This is a genomic window from Nocardioides dubius, from assembly GCF_039528155.1.
Taxonomy (GTDB): domain Bacteria; phylum Actinomycetota; class Actinomycetes; order Propionibacteriales; family Nocardioidaceae; genus Nocardioides; species Nocardioides dubius.
The window spans coordinates 359,377-381,933 of sequence record NZ_BAAALG010000002.1; the positions used below are offsets into that span (position 1 = coordinate 359,377).

At 69.8% G+C, this 22,557-nt stretch carries 22 protein-coding genes and 1 other RNA gene; 11 read left to right on the forward strand and 12 right to left on the reverse strand.

Annotation, left to right across the window (positions count from 1 at the left end):
* Window positions 1–3: 3 nt before the first annotated feature.
* Window positions 4–1,449 (forward strand): protein adenylyltransferase SelO, encoded by a 1,446-nt coding sequence (locus ABD151_RS03530; protein ID WP_343991393.1) that lies wholly within the window; start codon window positions 4–6, stop codon window positions 1,447–1,449.
* A 2-nt stretch (window positions 1,450–1,451) separates the two neighbouring features.
* Here the strand turns inward: ABD151_RS03530 and ABD151_RS03535 are convergent, their stop codons facing one another.
* The 5 genes from ABD151_RS03535 to ABD151_RS03555 all read right to left on the reverse strand — a co-directional run bounded on the left by ABD151_RS03535 (window position 1,452) and on the right by ABD151_RS03555 (window position 7,770).
* Window positions 1,452–2,183, reverse strand: a complete 732-nt coding sequence (locus ABD151_RS03535) for a hypothetical protein (protein WP_343991395.1) — start codon at window positions 2,181–2,183, stop codon at window positions 1,452–1,454.
* Window positions 2,180–2,821 (reverse strand): SatD family protein, encoded by a 642-nt coding sequence (locus ABD151_RS03540; RefSeq protein WP_343991397.1) that lies wholly within the window; start codon window positions 2,819–2,821, stop codon window positions 2,180–2,182. The genes ABD151_RS03535 and ABD151_RS03540 overlap by 4 nt, the downstream gene beginning before the upstream one ends.
* Window positions 2,822–2,914: 93 nt before the next feature.
* Window positions 2,915–5,896: a bifunctional [glutamine synthetase] adenylyltransferase/[glutamine synthetase]-adenylyl-L-tyrosine phosphorylase gene (locus tag ABD151_RS03545; RefSeq protein ID WP_343991399.1), complete on the reverse strand. Its 2,982-nt coding sequence runs from the start codon at window positions 5,894–5,896 to the stop codon at window positions 2,915–2,917.
* A gap of 19 nt (window positions 5,897–5,915) precedes the next feature.
* Window positions 5,916–7,253, reverse strand: a complete 1,338-nt coding sequence (locus tag ABD151_RS03550) for a glutamine synthetase family protein (RefSeq protein WP_343991401.1) — start codon at window positions 7,251–7,253, stop codon at window positions 5,916–5,918.
* Window positions 7,254–7,326: 73 nt separating this feature from the next.
* Window positions 7,327–7,770 carry a hypothetical protein gene (locus ABD151_RS03555; RefSeq protein WP_343991403.1) on the reverse strand — a complete coding sequence of 148 codons (444 nt, stop codon included), beginning with the start codon at window positions 7,768–7,770 and terminating at the stop codon, window positions 7,327–7,329.
* Window positions 7,771–7,882: 112 nt separating this feature from the next.
* Here ABD151_RS03555 and ABD151_RS03560 point away from each other — a divergent pair, with 112 nt between their 5' ends.
* Entirely contained in the window at window positions 7,883–8,569 is a 687-nt protein-coding gene (locus tag ABD151_RS03560; protein ID WP_343991405.1) for a response regulator transcription factor, read from the forward strand.
* A 3-nt stretch (window positions 8,570–8,572) separates the two neighbouring features.
* Window positions 8,573–9,901: a sensor histidine kinase gene (locus ABD151_RS03565; protein WP_343991407.1), complete on the forward strand. Its 1,329-nt coding sequence runs from the start codon at window positions 8,573–8,575 to the stop codon at window positions 9,899–9,901.
* Between the two features lie 38 nt (window positions 9,902–9,939).
* On the opposite strand, the gene ABD151_RS03570 is transcribed toward ABD151_RS03565, so the two are convergent.
* From ABD151_RS03570 to ABD151_RS03580, 3 genes are all read right to left on the reverse strand, one after another.
* Window positions 9,940–10,326 (reverse strand): hypothetical protein, encoded by a 387-nt coding sequence (locus tag ABD151_RS03570; protein WP_343991409.1) that lies wholly within the window; start codon window positions 10,324–10,326, stop codon window positions 9,940–9,942.
* A 34-nt stretch (window positions 10,327–10,360) separates the two neighbouring features.
* Complete coding sequence (locus ABD151_RS03575) at window positions 10,361–10,750, reverse strand: hypothetical protein (RefSeq protein ID WP_343991411.1); 390 nt, start codon at window positions 10,748–10,750, stop codon at window positions 10,361–10,363.
* Between the two features lie 117 nt (window positions 10,751–10,867).
* The gene (locus ABD151_RS03580; protein ID WP_343991413.1) at window positions 10,868–12,928 is read right to left on the reverse strand and encodes an NAD(+) synthase; all 2,061 of its coding nucleotides are present in this window, start codon (window positions 12,926–12,928) and stop codon (window positions 10,868–10,870) included.
* A gap of 131 nt (window positions 12,929–13,059) precedes the next feature.
* Here ABD151_RS03580 and panB point away from each other — a divergent pair, with 131 nt between their 5' ends.
* Window positions 13,060–13,929, forward strand: coding sequence for a 3-methyl-2-oxobutanoate hydroxymethyltransferase (gene panB / locus ABD151_RS03585; RefSeq protein WP_343991415.1), 870 nt, complete (start codon window positions 13,060–13,062; stop codon window positions 13,927–13,929).
* Window positions 13,930–13,968: 39 nt separating this feature from the next.
* Window positions 13,969–15,126, forward strand: a complete 1,158-nt coding sequence (locus tag ABD151_RS03590) for a PQQ-dependent sugar dehydrogenase (protein WP_343991417.1) — start codon at window positions 13,969–13,971, stop codon at window positions 15,124–15,126.
* A gap of 9 nt (window positions 15,127–15,135) precedes the next feature.
* Here ABD151_RS03590 and ABD151_RS03595 read toward each other — a convergent pair whose 3' ends face one another.
* The gene (locus ABD151_RS03595; protein ID WP_343991419.1) at window positions 15,136–15,399 is read right to left on the reverse strand and encodes a hypothetical protein; all 264 of its coding nucleotides are present in this window, start codon (window positions 15,397–15,399) and stop codon (window positions 15,136–15,138) included.
* A gap of 19 nt (window positions 15,400–15,418) precedes the next feature.
* Window positions 15,419–15,613 (reverse strand): hypothetical protein, encoded by a 195-nt coding sequence (locus tag ABD151_RS03600; protein WP_343991421.1) that lies wholly within the window; start codon window positions 15,611–15,613, stop codon window positions 15,419–15,421.
* Window positions 15,614–15,637: 24 nt separating this feature from the next.
* Between ABD151_RS03600 and map the strand changes: the two genes are divergently transcribed.
* Complete coding sequence (gene map / locus ABD151_RS03605) at window positions 15,638–16,492, forward strand: type I methionyl aminopeptidase (RefSeq protein ID WP_343991423.1); 855 nt, start codon at window positions 15,638–15,640, stop codon at window positions 16,490–16,492.
* A gap of 63 nt (window positions 16,493–16,555) precedes the next feature.
* Here map and ABD151_RS03610 read toward each other — a convergent pair whose 3' ends face one another.
* Window positions 16,556–16,957, reverse strand: a complete 402-nt coding sequence (locus tag ABD151_RS03610; protein WP_343991425.1) for a tetratricopeptide repeat protein — start codon at window positions 16,955–16,957, stop codon at window positions 16,556–16,558.
* 65 nt (window positions 16,958–17,022) lie between these two features.
* Between ABD151_RS03610 and rnpB the strand changes: the two genes are divergently transcribed.
* An RNA gene (rnpB, locus tag ABD151_RS03615) (RNase P RNA component class A) lies at window positions 17,023–17,444 on the forward strand.
* A 598-nt stretch (window positions 17,445–18,042) separates the two neighbouring features.
* Window positions 18,043–18,444, forward strand: a complete 402-nt coding sequence (locus ABD151_RS03620) for a DUF5994 family protein (protein ID WP_343991426.1) — start codon at window positions 18,043–18,045, stop codon at window positions 18,442–18,444.
* 204 nt (window positions 18,445–18,648) lie between these two features.
* Here ABD151_RS03620 and ABD151_RS03625 read toward each other — a convergent pair whose 3' ends face one another.
* Window positions 18,649–19,092: a DUF5994 family protein gene (locus ABD151_RS03625; RefSeq protein WP_343991428.1), complete on the reverse strand. Its 444-nt coding sequence runs from the start codon at window positions 19,090–19,092 to the stop codon at window positions 18,649–18,651.
* Window positions 19,093–19,408: 316 nt separating this feature from the next.
* Between ABD151_RS03625 and ABD151_RS03630 the strand changes: the two genes are divergently transcribed.
* The 3 genes from ABD151_RS03630 to ABD151_RS03640 all read left to right on the forward strand — a co-directional run bounded on the left by ABD151_RS03630 (window position 19,409) and on the right by ABD151_RS03640 (window position 22,506).
* Window positions 19,409–20,518, forward strand: a complete 1,110-nt coding sequence (locus tag ABD151_RS03630; protein WP_343991430.1) for a fatty acid desaturase family protein — start codon at window positions 19,409–19,411, stop codon at window positions 20,516–20,518.
* A 450-nt stretch (window positions 20,519–20,968) separates the two neighbouring features.
* Window positions 20,969–21,442: an Ltp family lipoprotein gene (locus tag ABD151_RS03635; RefSeq protein ID WP_343991432.1), complete on the forward strand. Its 474-nt coding sequence runs from the start codon at window positions 20,969–20,971 to the stop codon at window positions 21,440–21,442.
* Between the two features lie 437 nt (window positions 21,443–21,879).
* Window positions 21,880–22,506 (forward strand): hypothetical protein, encoded by a 627-nt coding sequence (locus ABD151_RS03640; RefSeq protein ID WP_343991434.1) that lies wholly within the window; start codon window positions 21,880–21,882, stop codon window positions 22,504–22,506.
* Window positions 22,507–22,557 lie beyond the last annotated feature (51 nt).

Here is a 22,557-nt window from a genome sequence, read left to right on the forward strand (position 1 = left end):
GGTGTGCAGCCGCATCTGAGCCACCTGTTCGCCGACGACCTCGGGGCGATGGCCCTGCCCTGGACCGCCGAGGAGCCGACCGCTCCCCGGCTGCTCGTCCTGAACACGTCCCTGGCCGCCGATCTCGGGCTGCATGCGGAGTGGCTGGCCGGCCCCGACGGCGTCGCGCTGCTCACCGGGCAGCGGCTGCCCGACGGCGCGGCCCCGGTCGCCCAGGCCTACTCGGGCCACCAGTTCGGCGGCTTCTCGCCCCGACTCGGTGACGGGCGGGCGCTGCTGCTCGGCGAGCTGAGCACCCCGTTGGGCCTGCGCGACCTGCACCTCAAGGGGTCCGGCCGCACGCCGTTCTCCCGGGGCGGCGACGGTCGCGCGGTGGTCGGCCCGATGCTCCGCGAGCTGCTGATCGGCGAGGCGATGCACGCCCAGGGCATCGCCACCACCCGCGCCCTGGCCGTGGTCGCCACCGGCACCGTGGTCCAGCGCGAGCAGCCGATGCCGGGCGCCGTCCTGGCCCGGATCGCCGCCAGCCACCTGCGGGTCGGCTCCTTCCAGTTCGCCCGCGCCACCGGCGACGGCGACCTGCTGCGCGCGCTCGCCGACCACGCGCTTGAGCGGCACTACCCCGCGTTGGCCGAGAGCGCGCAGCCGTACCTGGCGCTCTACCGGCAGGTGATCGCGGCGCAGGCCGGGTTGATCGCGGCCTGGATGGGTGCCGGCTTCATCCACGGCGTGATGAACACCGACAACATGACGATCTCCGGCGAGAGCATCGACTACGGCCCCTGCGCGTACCTCGAGGGCTACCGCCCCGACGCCGTCTTCAGCTCGATCGACGACGCCGGGCGCTATGCCTACGGCAACCAGCCGGCGGTCGGCCAATGGAACCTGGCCCGCTTCGGCGAGGCGCTGCTGCCGCTGCTCGCCGACGACGAGACGGCCGCGATCGAGGCGGCCACCGACGCTCTGGCCGGCTTCTCCACGCACTATCGCAACGCCTGGGTGGGCGTGATGCGCGCCAAGCTCGGGCTCGATGCGACGGCGCCCACCGACGTGGTGGCCGCACTCGCCGAGGAGCACCTCGCCCTGCTGGCGAGCGCCGGCGCGGACTGGACCCAGAGCTGGCGGAGCCTGGCAGCGGCCGCGCGCGGCGACGCCGAGCCGTGGCGCGGCCGGCTGCTGGACCTGGCGCAGGCCGACTCCTGGCTCGAGCGCTGGCGTGCGGCCTCCCCCGACCCGGAGCTGATCGAGGCCACCAACCCGCTCTACGTCCCGCGCAACCATCTCGCCGACGCCGCCCTGCGCGCAGCGGAGGCCGGAGACCTGGCCCCGTTCGAGCGGCTGCTGGCAGCGGTCCGCGAACCGTTCACCGAACGGCCCGGGCTCGCCGATCTGTCCGAGCCCGGGTCGGCGGAGTTCGCAGCCGGGTTCCGCACCTTCTGCGGCACCTGAGCTCAGGCGAGCAGGACCAGCCCGCCCAGCGCCCAGAGCCAGGAGACGAACGAGCCGACCAGGAAGTACTCGGTGACGTCGTCGATGCTCGGCCCGGTGGCGGCGTCGCGTCGCGCCTGCAGCTCCGGCCACCGCAACAGGCCCTTGGCGGCGACCACGATGCTGGCCGCGGTGGCGTGTCCGGCGACCCCGAGCCCGACGATGAAGACGCGCTCCATCGGCCCCAGCAGGCGCCCGCCCTTGAGGGTGCTGGTGGCGTCCGGCCCCTTGCCGGGGTTCACCGTGCCGGTCGCGGCCAGCACCAGCCGGACGATCACGTTGCCGGTCGACATCTGGGCGACCAGGACGGCCAACAGGAGCAGCACCTGCTCGGGGTCGCGCTCGGCCAGGACCGGCAGCGGCGTGCTCTCGACCCAACGCCCGAACGCACCACCGACCGCACCGGCCTGTTGCGCGATGAGCAGGAGCAGCCCGGTGACGACGGCGTAGCCGGCCAACGCCATCGGGGCCCGGCCCCGGCCGAAGCCGAAGGTGACCAGGTAGCCCCAGCCGGCCACCGCTCCCGCCAGCAGGGGCAGCGCGGCGAGGTCCGCGCCCGAGCTGAGCCCGGCCAGCAGGCCGAACAGCAGCGTGCCCGCGGCGCCCACCGCCGAGGGCAGGTGCCGGGCGGGGCGCACCGAGTGGGCGAGGTCGCAGAGCCCCGCGCCCAGCAGCCACAGCGCCAACCAGCTCATCGTGCATCCCTCCAGGCCTCATCGGCGAGCACCAATGCGGCCAGGCCCTCGGCCCGCACCCGCTGGGAGACGGCGGAGGGGCTGATGCCGAGCCGCTCGGCGATCTCGCGTTGCGTCTCGTCCTCCAGCAGACCACGAAGCACCGACACCGACCGTCCGTCGAGTCGCGCCAGCGCCTGATCGCGCAGGATCAGCCCGGCACGGACCGCCGGCTCCACCGCGTCCGGCAGGGCGCTCTCGGCAGCGATTCCCAGCCCGGTGCGCACCCAGGAGGTGGCCGGGCGCTCCTGCTCGGCGTGCACGGCGTCGATCGCCGCGCGGGCCGCCCACCAGCCCGGGCCGTCCTCCACCCGCGGCTCCTGCTGGAGCTCGGCGACCTCTCCCCACCCGATCCCGTGCCGCACGTCGTAGTGCTCGCCGATCCGCACGGCGAGGGCCAACGAGGCGCGGACCGCCTCCGCCAGGCTCGCGAACGCGCCCTGGTACTCGTCGCCCACCGTGATCCGCAGCGCGACGGCCGGGGCGAAGCGGTCGTTGACCTCCTCCAGCGCGGCACTCATCGTGCGGTGCAGGTCGGCGCGGTCCGCCGCAGCGCGGGATGCCACGACGTCACCGATCAGGGTTGCGCGAGCCACCATTGCTTCTCACCTCAAATGAAGGCTAACACTTCATTCGATCAAAAATGAAGCAGATTGCTTCATTTCGGTGCGCACGCTCTCCGCATCCGAGGATCACTCCCAGAAGATCCGGTCCACCACGGCACGCGCGCGCCGGGTCACCCGCAGGTAGTCGTTGACCATCTCGTCGCTCTGGCCGGGTGCGTAGCCGATCACCGAAGCCACCCCGGCGCGCTCGCGGGGGTCGCGCGGCAGCGAGTCGAACTGCTTGCCGCGGACCAGGGTGACCGCGTTGCGCATCGCACTCACCCGGCACCAGGCCTGGCGCAGCGCCTCGGCGTCGTCGGCCTCGATCAGCCCGGCCTCCAAGGCCGCCTGCAGCGCCTCCAGGGTGCGCGGGGTGCGCAGCCCCGGCACCGCGCCGGCATGCCGCATCTGCAGCAGCTGGACGGTCCACTCGATGTCGGCCAGCCCGCCGCGGCCGAGCTTGAGGTGCGTGTGCGGGTCCGCGCCACGGGGCAGCCGCTCGGCGTCGACCCGCGCCTTGATCCGGCGCACCTCACGCACCTGGGCCTCGTCGATGCCCCCGGCCGGGAACCGCAGCGGGTCGATCAGCGCCGTGAACCGCTCCCGCAGCCCTGGGTCGCCGACCACGGCGTCGGCCCGCAGCAGTGCCTGGAACTCCCAGACCGCCGACCAGCGCGCGTAGTAGCTGGCGTACGCGTCCAGCGAGCGCACCAGCGGCCCCTGCTTGCCCTCGGGACGCAGATCCGCGTCGACCTCCAGCGGCGGGTCGGTGGCCGGCATGTGCAGCATCCGGCGCAGCTCGTTGACCGTCTGCTGCGCATAGGCCGCGGCGGTACGCGCCTCGACCCCCGGCAGCGGGTCGTGCACGAACATCACGTCGGCGTCGCTGCCGTAGGAGAGCTCGAAGCCGCCGTAGCGCCCCATCCCGATGATCGCCAGCCGGGTCGGGGCGACGTCCAGCCCGAGCCTGGCCCGCACGGCCCGGCCGGCCACCTCCAAGGTGGCCTCCAGGGTGGCGTCGGTGAGGTGCGAGAGTCCCGCGCCGACGCCGACCACGTCGTTGCTGCCGAGCAGCTCGCCGGTGGCGATCCGCAACAGCTCGCGCCGACGGACCGCGCGGATCGCGCGCACGGCGTCGTCGGGCGCACTCTGCCGGCCGGCCGAGGAGGTCATCTCGGCCAGCACCGCGCCCGCCGAGCGCGGGGTCAGGTCCTCGGCCAACAGCTTGACCCCGTTGGGCTCGCGCTCCAGCAGGTCGGTGGCGTAGCGCGAGGTCGCCAGCACGCGGGCCAGCCGCTGGGCCACCTCGCCCTCGTCGCGCAGCAGCCGCAGGTACCAGGGCGTGCGGCCCAGCGCCTCGCTGATCCGCCGGAATCCCCAGAGCCCGGCATCCGGGTCGGGGGCATCGGCGAACCACTCCAGCATCACCGGCAGCAGGGCGCGCTGGATCGCCGCGGTGCGCGAGACTCCCCCGGTCATCGCCTGCAGGTGCCGCAGCGCCGCCTTCGGGTCCCCGTAGCCCAGCGCCGCCAGCCGCCGCTCCGCCTGCTCGTGGCTGAGCGAGACCGGGTCGTCGCTGATCCGGGCCACCGCGCCGAGCAGCGGACGGTAGAAGAGCTTCTCGTGCAGGCGCCGCACCTCGCGGCGGTGGTGGCGCCACTGCCGCTCCAGCCCTGCGACCGGGTCCTTCGCATGCCCCAGCGAGCGCCCCAGCCGGCGCAACGACGCCTCGTCGGCCGGCATCACATGCGTGCGGCGCAGCTCGAAGAGCTGGATCCGATGCTCCAACGTGCGCAGGAAGAAGTAGGCGTCATGCATCGTCCGGCCGTCCTCGCGCCCGACATAGCCGCCCTCGATCAGCTGGTGCAGCGCGCTCAACGTGGTCGGGGCGTGGATGCTCTCGTCGGTGCGCCCGTGCACCAGCTGCAACAGCTGGACGGCGAACTCGACGTCGCGCAGGCCGCCGGAGCCGAGCTTGAGCTGCCGCTCGGCGACGTCGGCCGGGATGTGGTCGACGACGCGGCGCCGCATCGCCTGGACGTCCTCCACGAAGCCCTCGCGCGCGGCCGCGGACCAGATCATCGGGTTGACCATCGCCAGGTACTCGGCGCCCAGCTCGCGGTCGCCGGCCACCGGGCGGGCCTTGAGCAGGGCCTGGAACTCCCAGGTCTTGGCCCAGCGCTCGTAGTAGCCCTGGTGACTGGCCAGGGTGCGCACCAACGGGCCCTGCTTGCCCTCGGGGCGCAGCCCCGCGTCGACCGGCCAGATGGTGCCCTCGCCGGTGTGCACCGAGCAGACCTGGATCAGCTGCGCCGCCAGCTGGGTGGCAGCTCGGAGAGCACCGTTCTCGCTGGCCCCCTCGGCCGGCGCATGGACGAAGACGACGTCCACGTCGCTGACGTAGTTCAGCTCGTGGCCACCGCACTTGCCCATGGCGATCACGGCCAGGCGCGCCGACGCCGCGGCCTCCCCGACCCGGGCCCGGGCCACGGCCAACGCCGCCTCCAGGGTGCCGGCGGCCAGATCCGAGAGCTCGGCGGCGACGTCGTCCACCCGGGCATCGTGCGCGAGGTCGCGTGCGGCCAGCCGGAGCAGGATCCTGCGGTACTCCACCCGGAGCGCGTCGACGGCCTCCGCATCGCTGAGCGGCGACGTCGGCGTGGCGTCGTCCGGGTCGGCGCCGACGGCACCGAGCAGGCTCTCCCGCATCGCGAAGGCCGCCGCTCGGGTGGAGCCGAGCGACGGGTCACGCAGCTCGCGCCAGTGGTCCGGGTGCCGGACCAGGTGATCGGCGAGAGCAGTGCTCGCGCCGAGGACCCGCAGCAGCCGCATCGCGGTGCCCTCGTCCTCGGCCAGCGCTCGCAGCAGCTCGGCGCGGTCGTCGACCACCTCCAACAGCCGGACCAGCCCCTGCAGGGCGAGGTCGGGGTCCGCGGTGCGGCCGAGGAAGGCGCGCAGCGGCTCGGCGGCGTCACCGAGCACGGCCAGTCCGGCGTGGGCGCCGTCGAGGTCGTGGAACCCGAGTGCCAGCAGTGCTGTGCGCGAGCTACCGGAGGTCGGTCGGTTCATCGCGCCAGCACTCGGTGACTCAGAGGACCGGCAGCATCCGGTCGCGCTCCCAGGCCGAGACCTGGCCCCGGTACTCCTCCCACTCGGCGCGCTTGTTGCGCAGGAAGAAGTCGTAGACGTGCTCGCCGAGGGTCTCGGCCAGCAGCTCGGAGTTCTCCGCCACCCGGATCGCCTCGTAGAGGGTCTTCGGCAGCGGCTCGATGCCCAGCGCCTTGCGCTCGCGCTCGGTCAGCGACCACACGTCGTCCTCGGCCTCGGCGGGAAGCTCGTAGCCCTGCTCGATGCCCTTCATGCCGGCCGCGAGGATCACCGCGAAGGCGAGGTACGGGTTGCAGGCGGAGTCGATCGTGCGCAGCTCGATCCGGGTCGACTGACCCTTGTTCGGCTTGTACATCGGCACCCGCACCATGGCGGAGCGGTTGTTGTGGCCCCAGCAGATGTAGGACGGGGCCTCGCCACCGCCGATCAGCCGCTTGTAGGAGTTCACCCACTGGTTGGTGAGAGCGGTGATCTCGCTGGCGTGACGGAGGATGCCGGCGATGAAGCGGCGGCCGGTCTGGCTGAGCTGGTACTCGGCGCCGGCCTCGTAGAAGGCGTTCTGGTCGCCCTCGAAGAGGGAGACGTGGGTATGCATGCCGGAGCCGGGGTGGGTGGTGAACGGCTTGGGCATGAAGGAGGCCCACATGCCCTGGCTCAGCGCCACCTCGCGGACCACGGTGCGGAAGGTCATGATGTTGTCGGCGGTGCTCAGTGCGTCGGCGTAGCGCAGGTCGATCTCCTGCTGGCCCGGGCCGCCCTCGTGGTGGCTGAACTCCACCGAGATGCCCATCGCCTCGAGCATGGTGATCGCCTCGCGCCGGAAGTCCGATCCGAACGACTGGGCGGTGTGGTCGAAGTAGCCGCTGCGGTCCACCGGCACCGGCTCCACGCCCTGCTGCGGGGTGTCCTTGAACAGGTAGAACTCGATCTCGGGGTGGGTGTAGAAGGTGAAGCCCTTCTCCGCCGCGGCGCTCAGCGTGCGCTTGAGCACGTAGCGCGGGTCGGCGTAGGAGGGGCTGTCGTCCGGCATCGTGATGTCGCAGAACATCCGCGCCGTGCTCGGGCCCTCGCCGCGCCAGGGCAGGATCTGGAAGGTCGACGGGTCCGGCTTGGCGAGCATGTCGGCCTCGTAGACACGGGCGAAGCCCTCGATCGCCGAGCCGTCGAATCCGATGCCCTCGCTGAAGGCTCCTTCGAGCTCGGCAGGGGCGACCGCCACCGACTTGAGGAAGCCCTGGACGTCGGTGAACCAGAGTCGAACGAACCGGACGTCACGCTCTTCGAGAGCGCGGAGGACGAAGTCTTCCTGCTTACCCATGGGGTCAACTATGACCTATCGCGTGTTTCCGACGCATGACGCCCCGCTGGCGCGGACGGACCAGTGGATGCCACTAGTCGTCGGAGAGCGAGTTGAACTCGAGATCGGAGATCGTGGGCCGGCCGCGGTTGCAGAAGACCTCGATCTCGATCGAGCGGTTGCCGTTGCTGAACACCGCGTCCACGTCGTCGTCCGGGCCCGGCTCGAAGCTCACCGTGCGCCACCCGTTGGCGGTGTCCGGCAAGGCCTCCACACCGAAGGCGTAGACGCCCTCGCAGGCCACCACGAAGGTGCCGAACTCCTTGGTGATCCGCTGCTCCACCCGGGGCACGTCACTGGGCAGGTCGGAGGGCTGCACGCTGCCCTCGGAGATCTCGGCGTTGCGGATCACCTCGTTGCCCAGCGGGCCACGACCACGGATCGAGGCGCCGACGCTGGAGACGGTGATCACGCCGATCGTCACCAGCGCCACGGCCGCCGCGATCCAGGCCAACGCCCATGTCCACTTCCTGCTCACCTGCGCATTCTCGCCCCTGCCGGCTCTCGATCGGGCTATCCGATCCCTAAGGTCACGCTAAGGACCCCGTTGCGACCCCGGTTCTGCGCCGCCGAGGCGATAGCGTCGGGGTGTGGCGCATCTGCTGGTGATCGAAGACGACGACCGGATCCGCAGCCTGGTGCTGCGCAGTCTGCGCGAGCTCGGCCATGCCGTGGACTCGGCAGCGAACGGGATGAGCGGGCTCAACGCCGTCGTCGACTCCCGGCCCGACCTGGTGGTCCTCGACCTCGGCCTGCCCGACGTCGACGGCACCCAGGTGCTCGCGATGATCCGCGCGGTCTCCGCGGTGCCGGTGATCATCGCCAGCGCCCGCGACGACGACCCGTCGCTGGTCAGCGCGCTGGACGCGGGAGCGGACGACTACGTCGTCAAGCCCTACACCACCGCCCAGCTGGAGGCCCGGATCCGGGCGGTCCTGCGGCGCACCCAGGGCGACGCCGAGCAGCGCCAGCAGGTCGAGGTCGGCGGCCTGAGGATCGACGTCCGGGGCCGGATCGCCAGCCTGGACGGGGCTCCGCTCGACCTCAGCCCCCGCGAGTTCGACCTGCTCCTGCACCTGGCCGAGAACGCCGGGGCCGTGGTGACCAAGAAGGAGCTGCTCACCCAGGTCTGGCAGCAGCCCTGGGGCGGCAGCGAGAAGACCGTCGACGTGCACCTGTCCTGGCTGCGCCGCAAGCTCGGCGAGACCGCGGACGCACCGCGCTACCTGACCACGGTGCGCGGGGTCGGCGTCCGGCTCGCAGCGCCCGCGGAGTGACGGATGCGCCGCAGCCTGATCCTGACCGTCGGCGCCACCGTGGCGGTGGTGCTGCTGGCTCTGCTGATCCCGATCGCCGTGCTCCTGCGCAGCTATGCGCTGGAGGACCGGCTCTCCCGGGCCGCGCTGGAGGTGCAGGCCACCGAGTCGGTGGTCTCCGGCCAGGCCAGTGACCTGGGCGCGGTCGCGCACTACCTGGACCGGATCAACAGCGCGGACGAGGGGATCATCACCACCGTCTACTACCCACCGTCGACCGAGCATCCCGAAGGGCTGATCGTCGGGCCCGACGACGCCCGGGAGGACGAGCGGATCCGGGAGGCCCGGCGCACCGGTCAGGCCCGGATCGACGATGTCGAGGGCGGCGCGGAGTTCCTGGTGCCGGTCTCCCTCGGCGGCGTGAACGCCCGTCCCGAGGACACCCCCGTGGTCCGGGTCCAGGTGTACGAGGAGTCGTTCCCCTCCCCCGTGCACCGCGCCTGGCTGGTGCTCGGGCTGCTCGGGCTGGTGGTCTTCGGCGCCGCGCTGGTGCTGGCCGATCGACTGGGTCGCTCCTTCGTGCAGCCGATCCGCTCGCTGGCCCAACGCGCCCAACAGCTCGGCACCCACGGGCACGCCGAGCCGATCACCGTCGAGGGGCCGGCCGAGGTCGCCGAGCTCGGTGCCGCGCTGAACCGCCTGGTGGTGCGGATCGAGGCGCTGCTGGTCCGCGAGCGCGAGGGCGTCGCCGATCTCTCGCATCGACTGCGCACCCCGATCACCGCGCTGCGCCTCGGCATCGACTCGCTCACCGACCCGACCGAGCGGGCCCGGCTCAGCGCCGACGCCGACCGGCTGCAGGCCATGGTCGACGACGTGGTGCGGGAGGCACGACGCGGGCAGCGCGAAGGGCTGATCGCGACCGCGGACGCCGGCGCCGTCGTCCGCGAGCGGTGTGCGTTCTGGCAGCCGTTGGCCGAGGACCAGCGGCGCCCGTTCACGGTCACCGCGCCCGAGACGCCGGTCTTGGTGGCGGTCAGCGTCGAGGACGTCGCCGCGCTGCTCGACGTGCTGTTGGACAACGTCTTCAGCCATACCCCCGAGGGCGCCGGGATCGTGGTGAGCCTGTCCGCACGCGAGGGCGGCGGCGCGATCGTGGAGGTCGGCGACGACGGGCCCGGCTTCCCGGACGGCGTCGACGTCTCGGCCCGCGGCGCGAGCGGAGCCGGGTCCACCGGTCTGGGCCTGTCGATCGCGGCCCGCACCGCTGCGGTGGCAGGCGGCTCGGTCGGCATCGGCAGCAGCGCCTCGGGCGGGGCATGCGTCAGGGTGGAGCTGGGACCACCTCAGTAGTCCCTGCCCCACCCCGGGCGGCGCTCAGGCCGTGACGATCAGCGGAAGGTGATGGTGCGGACGACCGACTTCTTCGCGCCCACCTTGGTGATCTTGACCTTGAAGGTGTCCGACCCGGCGGTGTTGGGGCGCAGCCGCTCCAGCTCCACGTCGCCCTCGTAGTCGGCGGTGCGGGTGGTCTTCACGATGCGCTGGCCGTCGTGCCAGAGCACGATCTTCCAGCGGCTGCCCGGCTTGGCGTCGTCGACGTCGACCGACACCTCGTAGCCGCGGCCCTCGCGATCGGCGCTGAACTCGTAGCGGGCACCGGCGTAGCGGCCCTCGCGGTCGACGTCGGCGTTGGCGGCGGGGGCGGCGGCCAGCAGTGCGGCCGGGACGGCGATGGCTCCGGCAGTGGCGGCTGCGACACGGGTGATGCGGTTCATGAGGATGTTCCCTTCGGTTGGGTGGCGGCAGCGATCAGCGGGTGAGCTCGACGCGGCAGGGCTTCTGCCCGACCGGTCCGAACTCGGCGAGGTAGGTGGCCGACTTCTTGTCGGCCGCGGTGACGTCGACGTCGATCTCGGCGTCGTCGTCCGCCACCCGGACCCCGCTGTAGAGCGTGTGCCCGTCCTGGCTGAGGCTCACCTGCCACTGGTCGCCGACGGCGGCGGCCAGCAGCTCGAGGTTGACCTCGACCCGGTCGTTCTCCTCGGACTCGACCTCGAACTCGTAGTTGGCGGTGGTGCAGGTGCCGGTCCGGACGACGTCGCTGTCGTCGGCCATCGCCCACACCGCACCGCCGGCGACGAGCCCGACGACGGCGACGCCTGCGGCGCCGATCACCAGGTGACGGGGACGGATGCTCATTGCTCTCTCCTCACTGCGGCCTTCTGGATGCTGCTCGTCCAGACGTGGTGCCTGGCGATGACCCAGAGACTTCCGCAGTGCCCGCTAACCGCGAACCAGCAGATTGCTAAGCGCCGGCTAAGCCTTGCTCTCGTCGCGCACCCGGGCCAGCTCGGCCAGCCAGGGGGCGGCCGAGGCGTCGGAGGGCATCCGCCAGTCGCCGCGCGGCGACATGGTGCCGCCGGGCGACACCTTGGGTCCGTTGGGGAGTGCGGAGCGCTTGAACTGACTGGCGAAGAAGCGCCGGATGAAGACCTCCAGCCAGTCCAGGATGACCGGCAGGTCGTAGGCGACCTGCCGGTGCTCCTCGATCCCGGGCGGCCACTGGCCGGCCTCGGCGTCGCGCCAGGCGTGCCAGGAGAGGAAGGCGATCCGCGACGGCCGGGCGCCGTGGCGCAGCACATGCCAGAGGGTGAAGTCCTGCAGGGCGTAGGGGCCCACCGAGTCCTCGGTGGCCTGCGGCTTGACGCCCTCGGTGGTCGGGATCAGCTCCGGGGTGATCTCCTGCGCCAGGATCTCGGTGAGCACGCCGCGGATCTCCTGGGCGTGCTCGGAGGAGTCGAACTGGCCGGAGCTGATCACCCAGCGGATCAGGTGCTGGATCAGCGTCTTCGGCACGCCGCCGTTCACGTTGTAGTGCGACATCTGGTCGCCGACGCCGTAGGTGCACCAGCCCAGTGCCAGCTCGGAGAGGTCGCCGGTGCCGAGCACGATCCCGCCGCGGTGGTTGGCGAGCCGGAAGAGGTAGTCGGTGCGCAGACCGGCCTGGACGTTCTCGAAGGTGACGTCGTAGACCGGTTGGCCGCCGGCGAACGGATGGTCGAGGCCGTGCAGCATCTGCTCGGCGGTCGGCTTGATGTCCAACTCCTCGAAGGTGACCCCGAGGGCCTGCGAGAGCCGGGTGGCGTACGACTTGGTGACGTCGCCGGTGGCGAAGCCCGGCATGGTGAAGGCGTGGATGTCGCTGCGCGGGCGGCCGAGCCGGTCCATCGCCTTGGCGGCGACGATCAGCGCGTGCGTCGAGTCGAGGCCACCGGAGACGCCGATCACCACCTTCGGGTGGCCGATCGCCTTGAGCCGCTGCTCGAGCCCGGAGACCTGGATGTTGTAGGCCTCGTAGCAGTCCAGTGCCAGCCGCTCGGCGTCGTCGGGGACGAACGGGAAGCGGTCCACCTTGCGCAGCAGGCCGATGTCGCCGGCCGGCGGGCGCAGCGTGAAGCCGATCGTGCGGAACGTCATCCGGTCGGCGTAGGTGCGGCGGTTGTCGTCGAAGGTGCCTTGGCGCAGCCGCTCCTGACGGATCCGGTCGAGGTCGACGTCCGCGACGCTGCGCTGCGCGGTGTGCGGGAAGCGCTCGGTCTCGGCGAGCAGGTCGCCAACCTCGTAGATCATCGTCTGGCCGTCCCAGGACAGGTCGGTGGTCGACTCCCCCTGCCCGGCTGCCGCGTACAGGTAGGCGGCGGAGCAGCGCGAGCTGGCGCTACGCACCATCAGCCGGCGGTCCTCGGCGCGGGCCACCGTGATCGGCGAGCCGGAGAGGTTCACCAGGATCTGGGCGCCGGCCAGCGCTGCCTCGGCGCTGGGCGGGATCGGCACCCACATGTCCTCGCAGACCTCGACGTGGAAGGTCAGCCCGCGCACGTCGTCCGCGGCGAAGATCAGGTCCGGACCGAACGGCACCTCGACGCCGTTCAGGGTGATGGTGCTGCCGCGGCGGTCGTCGCCGGGCGCGAACCAGCGGCGCTCGTAGAACTCGCGGTAGGTCGGCAGGTAGGACTTCGGTGCCACGCCGAGCACGGCGCCGGCGTGGATCACCACGGCACAGTTCAGCACCCGGGTGCCGTGCACCAGCGGGGCGCCGACCACCAGCACCGGCCGCAGCTCGCGGCTCGCCTCGACCAGCTTCTCGATCGCGGCCTCGACGCCCTCCAACAGCGTGTCCTGGAGGAAGAGGTCGTCGATGGAGTAGCCGGACAGGCAGAGCTCGGGGAAGACCGCCACCGCGACGCCCTCGTCGTGGCAGGCACGGGCCTCGCTCAGCACAGCCTCCGCGCATCCCGCCGGATCAGCGATCGTGATCGGGATGGTGCAGGCCGCGACCCGAGCGAAGCCATGGGCGTACGCGCTGTAGAAGTCCACGGCAGGGAGTCTAGTGTCGTGCCGCCGCCGGTGATGCTCCCCACACTGCCGAACGGCGTGCACAGGACTAGCCTTTGAGGCGGTCCGTGGACTCCGTCAAGGGAGCTGCGAGAACACGAGGGAGAGTCGCGATGAGCGAGCCGAAGAGCAACAACGAGGTTGCTGCGCCGTACGGCACCGGAGCCGCCGGCAGCGCTGCCGCACCGGTGCGCAAGGTGCGCACCCATCACCTGCGGGAGATGAAGGAGCGTGGCGAGAAGATCACCATGCTCACCGCCTACGACATGTACACCGCGGCCACCTTCGACGAGGCCGGCATCGACATGCTGCTGGTCGGCGACAGCGCCTCGAACAACGTGCTGGGCAACGACACCTCGCTGCCGATCACGGTCGACGAGCTGATCCCGATGACCCGCGCGGTGGCGATGTCGGCCAAGCGCGCGATGGTGGTCGCCGACCTGCCGTTCGGCTCCTACCAGGCGTCGCCCGAGCAGGGCTACCTGACCGCCGTCCGGTTCATGAAGGAGGCGCGCGCCCACTGCGTGAAGCTGGAGGGCGGCGCCGAGATGGCCCCGGTGATCACCAAGCTCACCCAGGGCGGCATCCCCGTGGTGGCGCACATCGGCTTCACGCCGCAGAGCGAGCACACCCTCGGCGGCTATCGGGTCCAGGGCCGCGGCGAGACCGCGGACCGAATCAAGGCCGACGCCCGGGCCCTCCAGGAGGCCGGCGCGTTCGCCGTCGTCATGGAGATGGTGCCGGCCGACGTGGCCGGCGAGATCAGCCGCGAGCTCACCATCCCGACCATCGGCATCGGCGCCGGCAACCAGTGCGACGGCCAGGTGCTGGTCTGGCAGGACGCCTTCGGCCTGCGCACCGGCAGGATGGCCAAGTTCGTCAAGCAGTACGCCGACGTCCACCAGGCCCTGCTGGACGGCGCCAAGGCCTACGCCGACGACGTCAAGGGCGGCAGCTTCCCCGGCCCTGAGCACTCCTTCTGAGCCCTCGCCCGTGGTCGCGAGCGGCGGTACGGTGGACGCATGCGCCGCCGTGCCGCCGCTCTGACCGCCTCGGTCCTCGTCCTCACCCTGCCGGCTGCCCTGCCTGCCGCCGCTGAGCCACCACCGCGCGCCGCCGGACCGGCCGACGTCGGACTGATCGTCACCACCGCCGTCAGCGGGCTGGCGCAGCCGTGGGACGTGCAGCCACTCGGCAGCGGCCACCGCCTGATCGTGAGCGAGCGCGACAACCGCCGGCTGGTGGTCTCCGACGGACTCACCTCGACCACGGTGCGGTTCCCGCGCGGTGCGATCTGGGCGGCCGGCGAGACCGGCCTGATGTCGGTGGTGCGCGACGTGCGCTTCGCACGCAACAACCGGATCTACACCTGCCACGGCCACCGATCCGGCACCACGCGCGACGTCCGTGTCGTGGCCTGGCGCCTCGACCTGGCCCGCAAGCGCATGGTCCGCATCAAGAACCTGGTCACCGGCATCCCCGCCACCACCGGACGCCACGGTGGTTGCCGACTGCTGATCGCGCGCAGTGGTGCGCTGCTGGTCGGCACCGGCGACGCGGCGCAGAGCCGGAACCCGCAGCGACTGACCTCGCTGGGCGGAAAGGTCCTGCGGTTGAACCGCTACACGGGCCGTCCGTGGCCGAGCAATCCGTGGATCAAGGCCAAGAGCCGCACCAAGCGCCTCGTGCTGACCTACGGGCACCGCAACGTGCAGGGGTTGGCGCAACGCAAGGACGGCACCGTGTGGTCGGTCGAGCACGGCTCCTACCGCGACGACGAGGTGAACCGGCTGCGCAAGGGCGGCAACTACGGCTGGGCCCCGGGGCCGGGCTACGACGAGTCGGTGCCGATGACCGACCACCGCCTGCCCGGCCGGCAGATCTCCGCTCGCTGGCGCAGCGGGACGCCGACGCTGGCCACCTCGGGGGCGGCCTGGGTCCGTGGTGAGCGCTGGGGCGCGCTGAACGGCACCCTCGCCGTGGCGGCGTTGAAGGGCGAGCGGGTGGTCTTCATGAGGTTCGACCGGCGCGGCAAGCTGCGGTGGACCTATGCCCCACCGGCCTTGCGCGGCTTCGGCCGGCTCCGCTCGGTGACCGTCGACCTCAACGGCGACCTGCTGGTGACCACCGCCAACGGCAGCGACGACCGCGTGCTGCGGGTCAGCACGGCGGCCGACTGAGCGTCCGCGTCAGGCGGTCCAACCGAGCCACGCACCGCCGGCGTTGACGTAGCCGAACCAGAAGACGACGGCGAAGAGCGCCAGCCACGGCAGTCGTTGCGGGTGCGGGGTCCACCAGCGGCAGGCGGTCACGAAGAGCACCAGCCAGAGCAGGACCAGGATCAGCACCGCCCACCACGGCACCAGCAGCACGCTGGCGCCGTAGAGGAAGAGCGCGCAGGCGAGGCCACCCATGCCGACGAACGGCCAGGGTGAGATCTTCTCGAGGGGCACGCTGCGAACGGTAGCCGGTCTACGCCTCGCTCTGGCCCTTGTCGTCGTTCCAGTCCGGATCGTTGTCCCAGTCCTCGTTGCGCTCCGCGACCTTGTCGAGGGCTCGGGAGGCCTCGGCCTGGGAGGCGTACGGGCCCAGTCGGTCGGCGTTGCGGCAGCCCTCGCGCGGCTCGACCGTGTGGTGCTTGAGACAGAACCAGTACTCGGTGTCCATGCTGACGAAACTACACTCGGAGCCATGTCCACGTCTTCGGTCGTCGCCGGCCGCATCTCGCCCCGCCGTCCGGTACCCGCCTCGATCCCCCGCCCCGAGTACGTCGACAAGGAGGCGCCGGAGCGGTTCACCGGCAACGAGGTCAAGGACGCCGAGACGATCGAGAGGATGCGGGTCGCCGGTCGGATCGCCGCCCAGGCGCGCGAGGAGGTCGGGCGCCACGTCGTTCCCGGCGTCACCACCGACGAGCTGGACCGGATCGGGCACGAGTTCCTGCTGGACCACCACGCCTATCCCTCGACCCTGGGCTACCGCGGGTTCCCGAAGTCGCTGTGCTCCTCGGTCAACGAGGTGGTCTGCCACGGCATCCCCGACGACCGGGTGGTGCAGGACGGCGACATCGTCAACATCGACATCACCGCCTACATCGGCGGCGTGCACGGCGACACCAACGCCACCTTCCTGGCGGGCAACGTGGACGAGGAGACCCGACTGCTGGTGGAGCGCACCAAGACGGCGTTGGAGCGCGGCATCAAGGCGGTCAAGCCGGGGCGCCGGATCGACGTCATCGGCCGGGTGATCGAGGCGTACGCGAAGCGGTTCGGCTATGGCGTCGTCCGCGAGTTCACCGGGCACGGCATCGGCACGCACTTCCACAGCGGGCTGGTGGTCCCGCACTACGACGAGTCGGGCTACGACGACGAGATCCTGCCGGGGATGACGTTCACCATCGAGCCGATGCTCAACCTCGGCACGCACGAGTGGGAGATGTGGGACGACGGCTGGACCGTCGTCACCACGGACCGCAAGCGCAGCGCCCAGTTCGAGCACACCCTGCTGGTCACCGCCGACGGCGCCGAGGTCCTCACCAACCCGTGACGTCAATGTGACCTGACGGTTCACAAACCGGACAAGAATGCGCCGTCAGGTCACATTGAGCGCTCAGAGACCGCGCAGTCGCTCCACCCGGAGCACCGACAGCTCGTGCTCGGGGTCGCCCGACATCACCGCGGCGAGCCGCAGGTGCGGCAGCGCCTCGTCGTACTTCGACTGACGCTCGAGGGTGCGGCCCAGCATGAAGCGCACCCACGCGTCGGTGGGGTCGGCCTCGACGAGAGCCTCGAGCTCCACGCGGGCCTTGTCGAGCTGGACCCGGATGAACCAGGCCCAGGCGCGCAGGGTGCGCAGACCGTGGTTCTCGGGCTCGAGCTCGAGGGCGGGCTCCAGCACCTCGAGAGCCTGGACGACTTCTCGGCGCGAGAGCAGGTCGAAGGCGACCCGGTATGCCGAAGCGGGGTCGCGCTGGTCGGGGAACACCATGACCGGAGGCAGCAACTTGTCCATGCCGCAACAACCATGACGGCGGCTGCGGCATTCCCGGCGCGGTGTCCTAGGCTGGGTGCCGCGGAAGGGCTGGCCGGGCGGCCGCGGCGGTGTCCCACAAGGGCATCGTCGAGGAAGGTCCGGGCTCCACAGGGCACGGTGGTGGGTAACACCCACCCGGGGTGACCCGCGGGACAGTGCCACAGAGAACAGACCGCCTGCGGTCGTTCTTCGGAACAGCCATGCAGGCAAGGGTGAAACGGTGGTGTAAGAGACCACCAGTGCCCTGGGCGACCAGGGCAGCTAGGTAAACCCCACCGGGAGCAAGATCAAGAAGCTGGCTCGCTTCGGCGAGGCAGTGCGCACACGTCCGAGGGCTGCTCGCCCGAGTGTGCGGGTAGATCGCTTGAGGCCAGCGGCAACGTTGGACCCAGATGGATGGTCGCCAACCAGGGCGGTCGCAAGGCCCCCTGGCGAACAGAACCCGGCCTATGAGCCAGCCTTTCCGCTTTTAAGCCTCTGACCTGGGCAAACGCATGAGCGAGGTGGCCAGAACGGCCGAAAGTCCGCCAACAGTCCGGAACATCTGTCGTTTCCGTAACTCGGTAGCGGGATTCGGACCTGCCACAGGCGGGGCCAGCGCCGCTGATCTAGACCAATCCGCAGCCACCCCTAGGCCCTACCCTCATGGGCTATGAGGATCCGACTGATAGCTGCGATGGCCGCCACGCTGGTCGTCGCTGTCGCTGGCTGCAGCACCGACAACGACGAGCCCAAGGCCAAGCCGACGAGCGAACCGTCACCCACTCAGGTCTCCGAGATCTCTGCGATCCCCCGACCTGCTGAGCAGCACTACCCGCCTGACCCAGCAGCACCCCGAGTACCCCGTCAGCTTCGGCTGGCGGGGGCTTTCGGCGTTTGAACGGAAACATGACGCCGCGAGAGTGGCGGCGCCGCACTCCCTGATTCCAGTCGCGCCTGATCCATTCGCCCTGAAGGCCGCTGCCGCCTGGGCGTGATGTTCGCGGAGTAGGATGGAAGAAGACTGCGATCACCCGTCTCCATCGCGAGTTCGGCAAGGCAGCAACTGAATAGGCGGTGACCTCATGGTCACTGAAGCATCTGGCAGACGGTTTGCGATCACTTCGCGTACAGAGACCGGACAAATCGACGCGGCATGGTGGCCACAAAGCCGCCAACTCGGCGAGCAACTGCCTGCACTCTTGGAGCTCTGGCCGGCGGCGTCAACTGGGCTCCAGCGAATCCTGTATTGCCCACACGACTGGGACGACCACCCGCACTCGGTGCCGGTGGGCGACCGCCTGATCGCGACCGACTCGGTCCCCGACAGCACCCGAACCTTGGTTCTGCAGATGGATGATGGAACCGAGTTGACCTTGCGCATCATCGCTCCAGGGGCAACCCAAGCTACGGCCGCAATCATCCTCAACAGCATGGTCCTCGAGGTTCTCGACCTACCATCGCTCTTGCTACTCAAGAAGCCGTAGACGCCGGGTGGCGCGAGGGCGTCAGCATGCGAAGCCCACTGAGGCTTGCATTGGCTGGCGCCCTCACTACGGGGCAGCGCGTCCACCCCGTGCCTCAGGGTCGCACGCTGCATCCGCACGCGATAGCCCACTGCCGCTCGGAGAAGCGGCAGCAGCTACCCACCGGGAGCATCCCCGAGACCCTCACGCGGCCCCCGCAGAGTGCTACGAGTGCCCGCCCTCGTTGTCCCAGTTCGGGAGGTCGAAGGTGTCCGCTGCCACCCGCGACAAGATTTCCTCGTGGGCGCCGGTTGCCATGTCCCCAAGTATCCGCGCAGCCTCCTCGGGGGCTGCGTCGGGAGCGATGATCCGCAGAGTCAGCTCATTTCGATTTGCCATCGACAGAACCAGCGAATGCGTGTCATCGCGTGGAAACGATCCCGTCTTGACCACACGTGTTCCCACCGGCACCGAGTGCGGGTGGTCGTCCCAGTCCGGCGGTGAGTAGAGCACACGCGAAATGCGCCCAGCTGCCGGGGGCCAGAGCTGGAACAGTGCAGGCAGTTGCTCGCCGAGTTGGCGGCTTTGTGGCCACCATGCCCCGTCGAACCGGCCCGGGTCTGGGCTCGCGCTGAGTTCGAGCCGCCGTTGTAATGCTTCAGTGACCATGGGGTCACCACCTAACCACTTGCTGCCTTGCCGAACTCGCGATGGAGACGGGTGATCGCAGTCTTCTTCCATGCTACTCCGCGCCAGCAGAAAACCAGCAGGATCGGTCTGCTGCACGGATAGGTGACATCTGATTTGCGTCGATGTGTGTCGGCATCCATTCTGCAAGCTGGTCACAGCAGACAGGACACAGGACACAGGAGAGCTTGGCCGGCCCGGTAGACTGAAGACGGAACTGCGAGTACGCGCATCGTGGACGCCGAGGACCATCTGGACGTCAAACCCCGCGACAGCAGCAAGCGGAGGCGGACGTGAGATGAACTCACCCCGAGCACGATTATTCGGTTCTCCCCAAAGCAGCTCGGCAGCGACGAGCCGGTTTCCTTCGAACGCCTACGCCAGCCAGTTCACTGAACTTGCAGATGAGGTTCGGCGGTCGGGGCTTCTTGAGCGCAAACATGCGTACTACTGGACGCAGATCTGCGGCACCATCTTCGCCTTCATTGCTGTCTGGGTCGGCTTCTTCCTTATCGGGGACTCCTGGTTCCAGCTACTCATCGCGGTTGCGCTCGGAGTGGTGGTCACACAGTTCGGGTTTCTGGGTCATGACGCTGCCCACCGCCAGATCTTTCGCTCTCCAACGTGGAACGCCTGGACTGCTCGGGTCTTCGCAGCCGCGTTCGCCGGGTTGAGCTATACCTGGTGGCGGGCGAAGCACAACAGGCACCACCAAGCCCCCAATCAGGAAGACGTAGACCCTGACATCGGCCCTGGAGCAATGGCGTTCACCCCCGCGGTCCTTGCCCGCCGCACAGGCCTGAGCGGATGGTTCGCCAGACGCCAAGGTTGGTGGTTCTTTCCCTTGCTGACGCTTGAGGGCCTCAATCTCCATGTGGAGAGCATCAAAGCCGGCCTCGATCGTCAGTCCGGCGCACCGTGGCGTCGCCTGGAACTCGCCGTGGTGCTCACCAGACTAGGTGCCTACGTCACGATCCTCGTCCTCTTTCTTCCGCCAGGTCTCGCAGCGTCCTTCCTTGCTCTACAGATGGCAGTCTTCGGATTCTGCTTAGGCGCAGCATTTGCTCCCGCTCACAAGGGGATGCCCATCGTTCCGCGGACCATGAAGCTCGACTTCCTGCGGCGCCAGGTGATGGTCTCGCGAAACATACGAGGGAACTTCGCCGTTGATTCCTGGATGGGCGGGCTGAACTATCAGATCGAACACCATCTCTTTCCCAACATGCCGCGTTGCAACCTGAAGCGAGCCCAACCGATGGTGCGCGCACACTGCGAGCAGCTAGGGATCACCTACACCGAGGTGGGCCTGTTTCGCTCGTACCTCATGGTGGTCGACTACCTCAACAACGTAGGGCTGCGCGCCCGGGATCCGTTCGACTGCCCGCTGGCTGTACAGCTCCGCGACTAGCGACGCCGCATCGGTACCCGAGGGCCATCTCAACGTCGCGCTCTGGGTGAGTTGTGCGGCCCTGCACGGCGTATCACGGGCGTACTAAGGCGCCTCGGGCGCAGCGCCTACTGGGACGGGAACATCCATGCCAGCAGGCGAAGCATCTCCAAACCCCCGTTAAGCCAGGTGGCCGAACCGGGATGGCCATCCACGAAAGTAGATACCTCTTACAGGAGGCGGCGGCCAGCGTTGCGGTGCATCCGGACGCCGAGACCCGCACGCTGCTGCACGTCATGGTCGACCGCTAGCTCGCTGGTCTGGACCGACCCCGGTGGCGATCGACGAATCTACTCACGCAGGTGACAACTTCCCGAGATCTTTGGCCACGCCCACGGACTGGATGCCCGAATCGGTGGCGCCCCAGCTGCGCCGCCTCCTACGGTTCCCGGAACCCACCCCGAGAAGAACGTGAGCAACCCCAGCATGAAGAAGGCGATCGGAGCCCTGCTCCTCACGGCCGGCCTGTCCCTGACCACCGTCGCGTGCGAGATGCCCGAGGAGAACGACGGCACCGCAGCGGACCGCGCCGAGGTCAACCAGGCCGCGGACAAGAAGGGCGCCAAGGACAAGAAGAAGGCCGACAAGCCGTCCGAGACCAAGGGCCAGGAGAACGCCCGCCGGTCCGCTGAGAACTACCTCGACATGAGCTCGTTCTCTCGCGACGGTCTGATCAAGCAGCTCAAGTTCGAGGGCTTCTCGGCGGCCGACGCGGCCTACGGCGTCGACGCCCAGAACGCCAACTGGAAGCAGCAGGCGGCCGCGAAGGCCGAGGAGTACCTCGACATGAGCGCCTTCTCCCGCTCCAGCCTGATCCAGCAGCTCAAGTTCGAGGGCTTCACCCAGGCCCAGGCAGAGCACGGAGCGAACAAGGTCGGCCTGTAGCTCCACCACGAACGCACCCCCATTGGCTCCGAGGCCGGTGGGGGTGTTTCTGCGTTCGGCACTACCCGCTCCAGCGGCCCGGCACTCGTCAGCATCCGCTCGCTAGTCCGTGAAAAGTCCGTGAAGAATCCACCGGAGGTCACCAACAGCCACCTGCGGGGCTCCCCGACTGGACAGCGTTTCCGCAGGTCAGACCCACTTGTCCACCAACCACCACCGATAGTCACCGATCTCGATTCCCTCCGTGAACGCTCCCCGGCCTATGAGCCAGCCCTTCCGCTCAATGTGACCTCTCGGCGCCTTGGCGTCCGATTTGTGAGCGCTGAGGTCACATTGAGGTGGTGGGCTACCCAAGCAGGCACATTTCTCAGCGTTGCCGGGTCAGTCGACGGCCGTCGCCGTTAGCGTCGTGGGGAGCACCTCTCCTAGGAGGAACGATGCGACGCTGGTTGAAAGGCGTGCCGATCGCGGTGGCGGTCGCGGCGGCAGCGTTGGTCGGCTGTGCCGAGGAGGACAGCGCGCCGGCGGCCTCCGGCCGGCCCAGCACCGGGGGCCTGCTGGACTGCTACGCCCGGTTCGCGCCGGCCGAGGACTGTGACGCCGACACCGTCGTCAACCAGTTCGACCGTTACCCAGCAGCGGACGACCGGAGCTTCGACTTCGACGGCGACGGGATCGCCGACTTCCTCGACACGTTCTACGGTGACAACGACGCGGACGCTGACGGCGACGGACTGGTCAACGGCTTCGACGCCCAACCGTATGCAGCCCCACCCGGAGGCGTCGCCGTCCAGCCCCCGGCCACGATCAGCCGCGACCAGCTGTCGCGCCAGCTCCTGCTGGACCAGCTCGGGCGCAAGTTCACCGCCGAGCTGGTCGGCCCGGAGCCCGACCGCGACTACGACGGCATCCCGGACGACGTCGACACCACGCCGACCCAGTTCACTAACGATCGCGACGGCGACGGCGACCAGGACTTCTACGACCCCGAGCCCGGCGACCCGTACGTCGACTCCCGCAACGACCCCTACGACCCGCGCAATGACGAGTATTGGGAGGACTGACCCGCTCCATGTGACCTCTCCGCAGGTCGGCGTCCGACTTGTGAGCGCTGA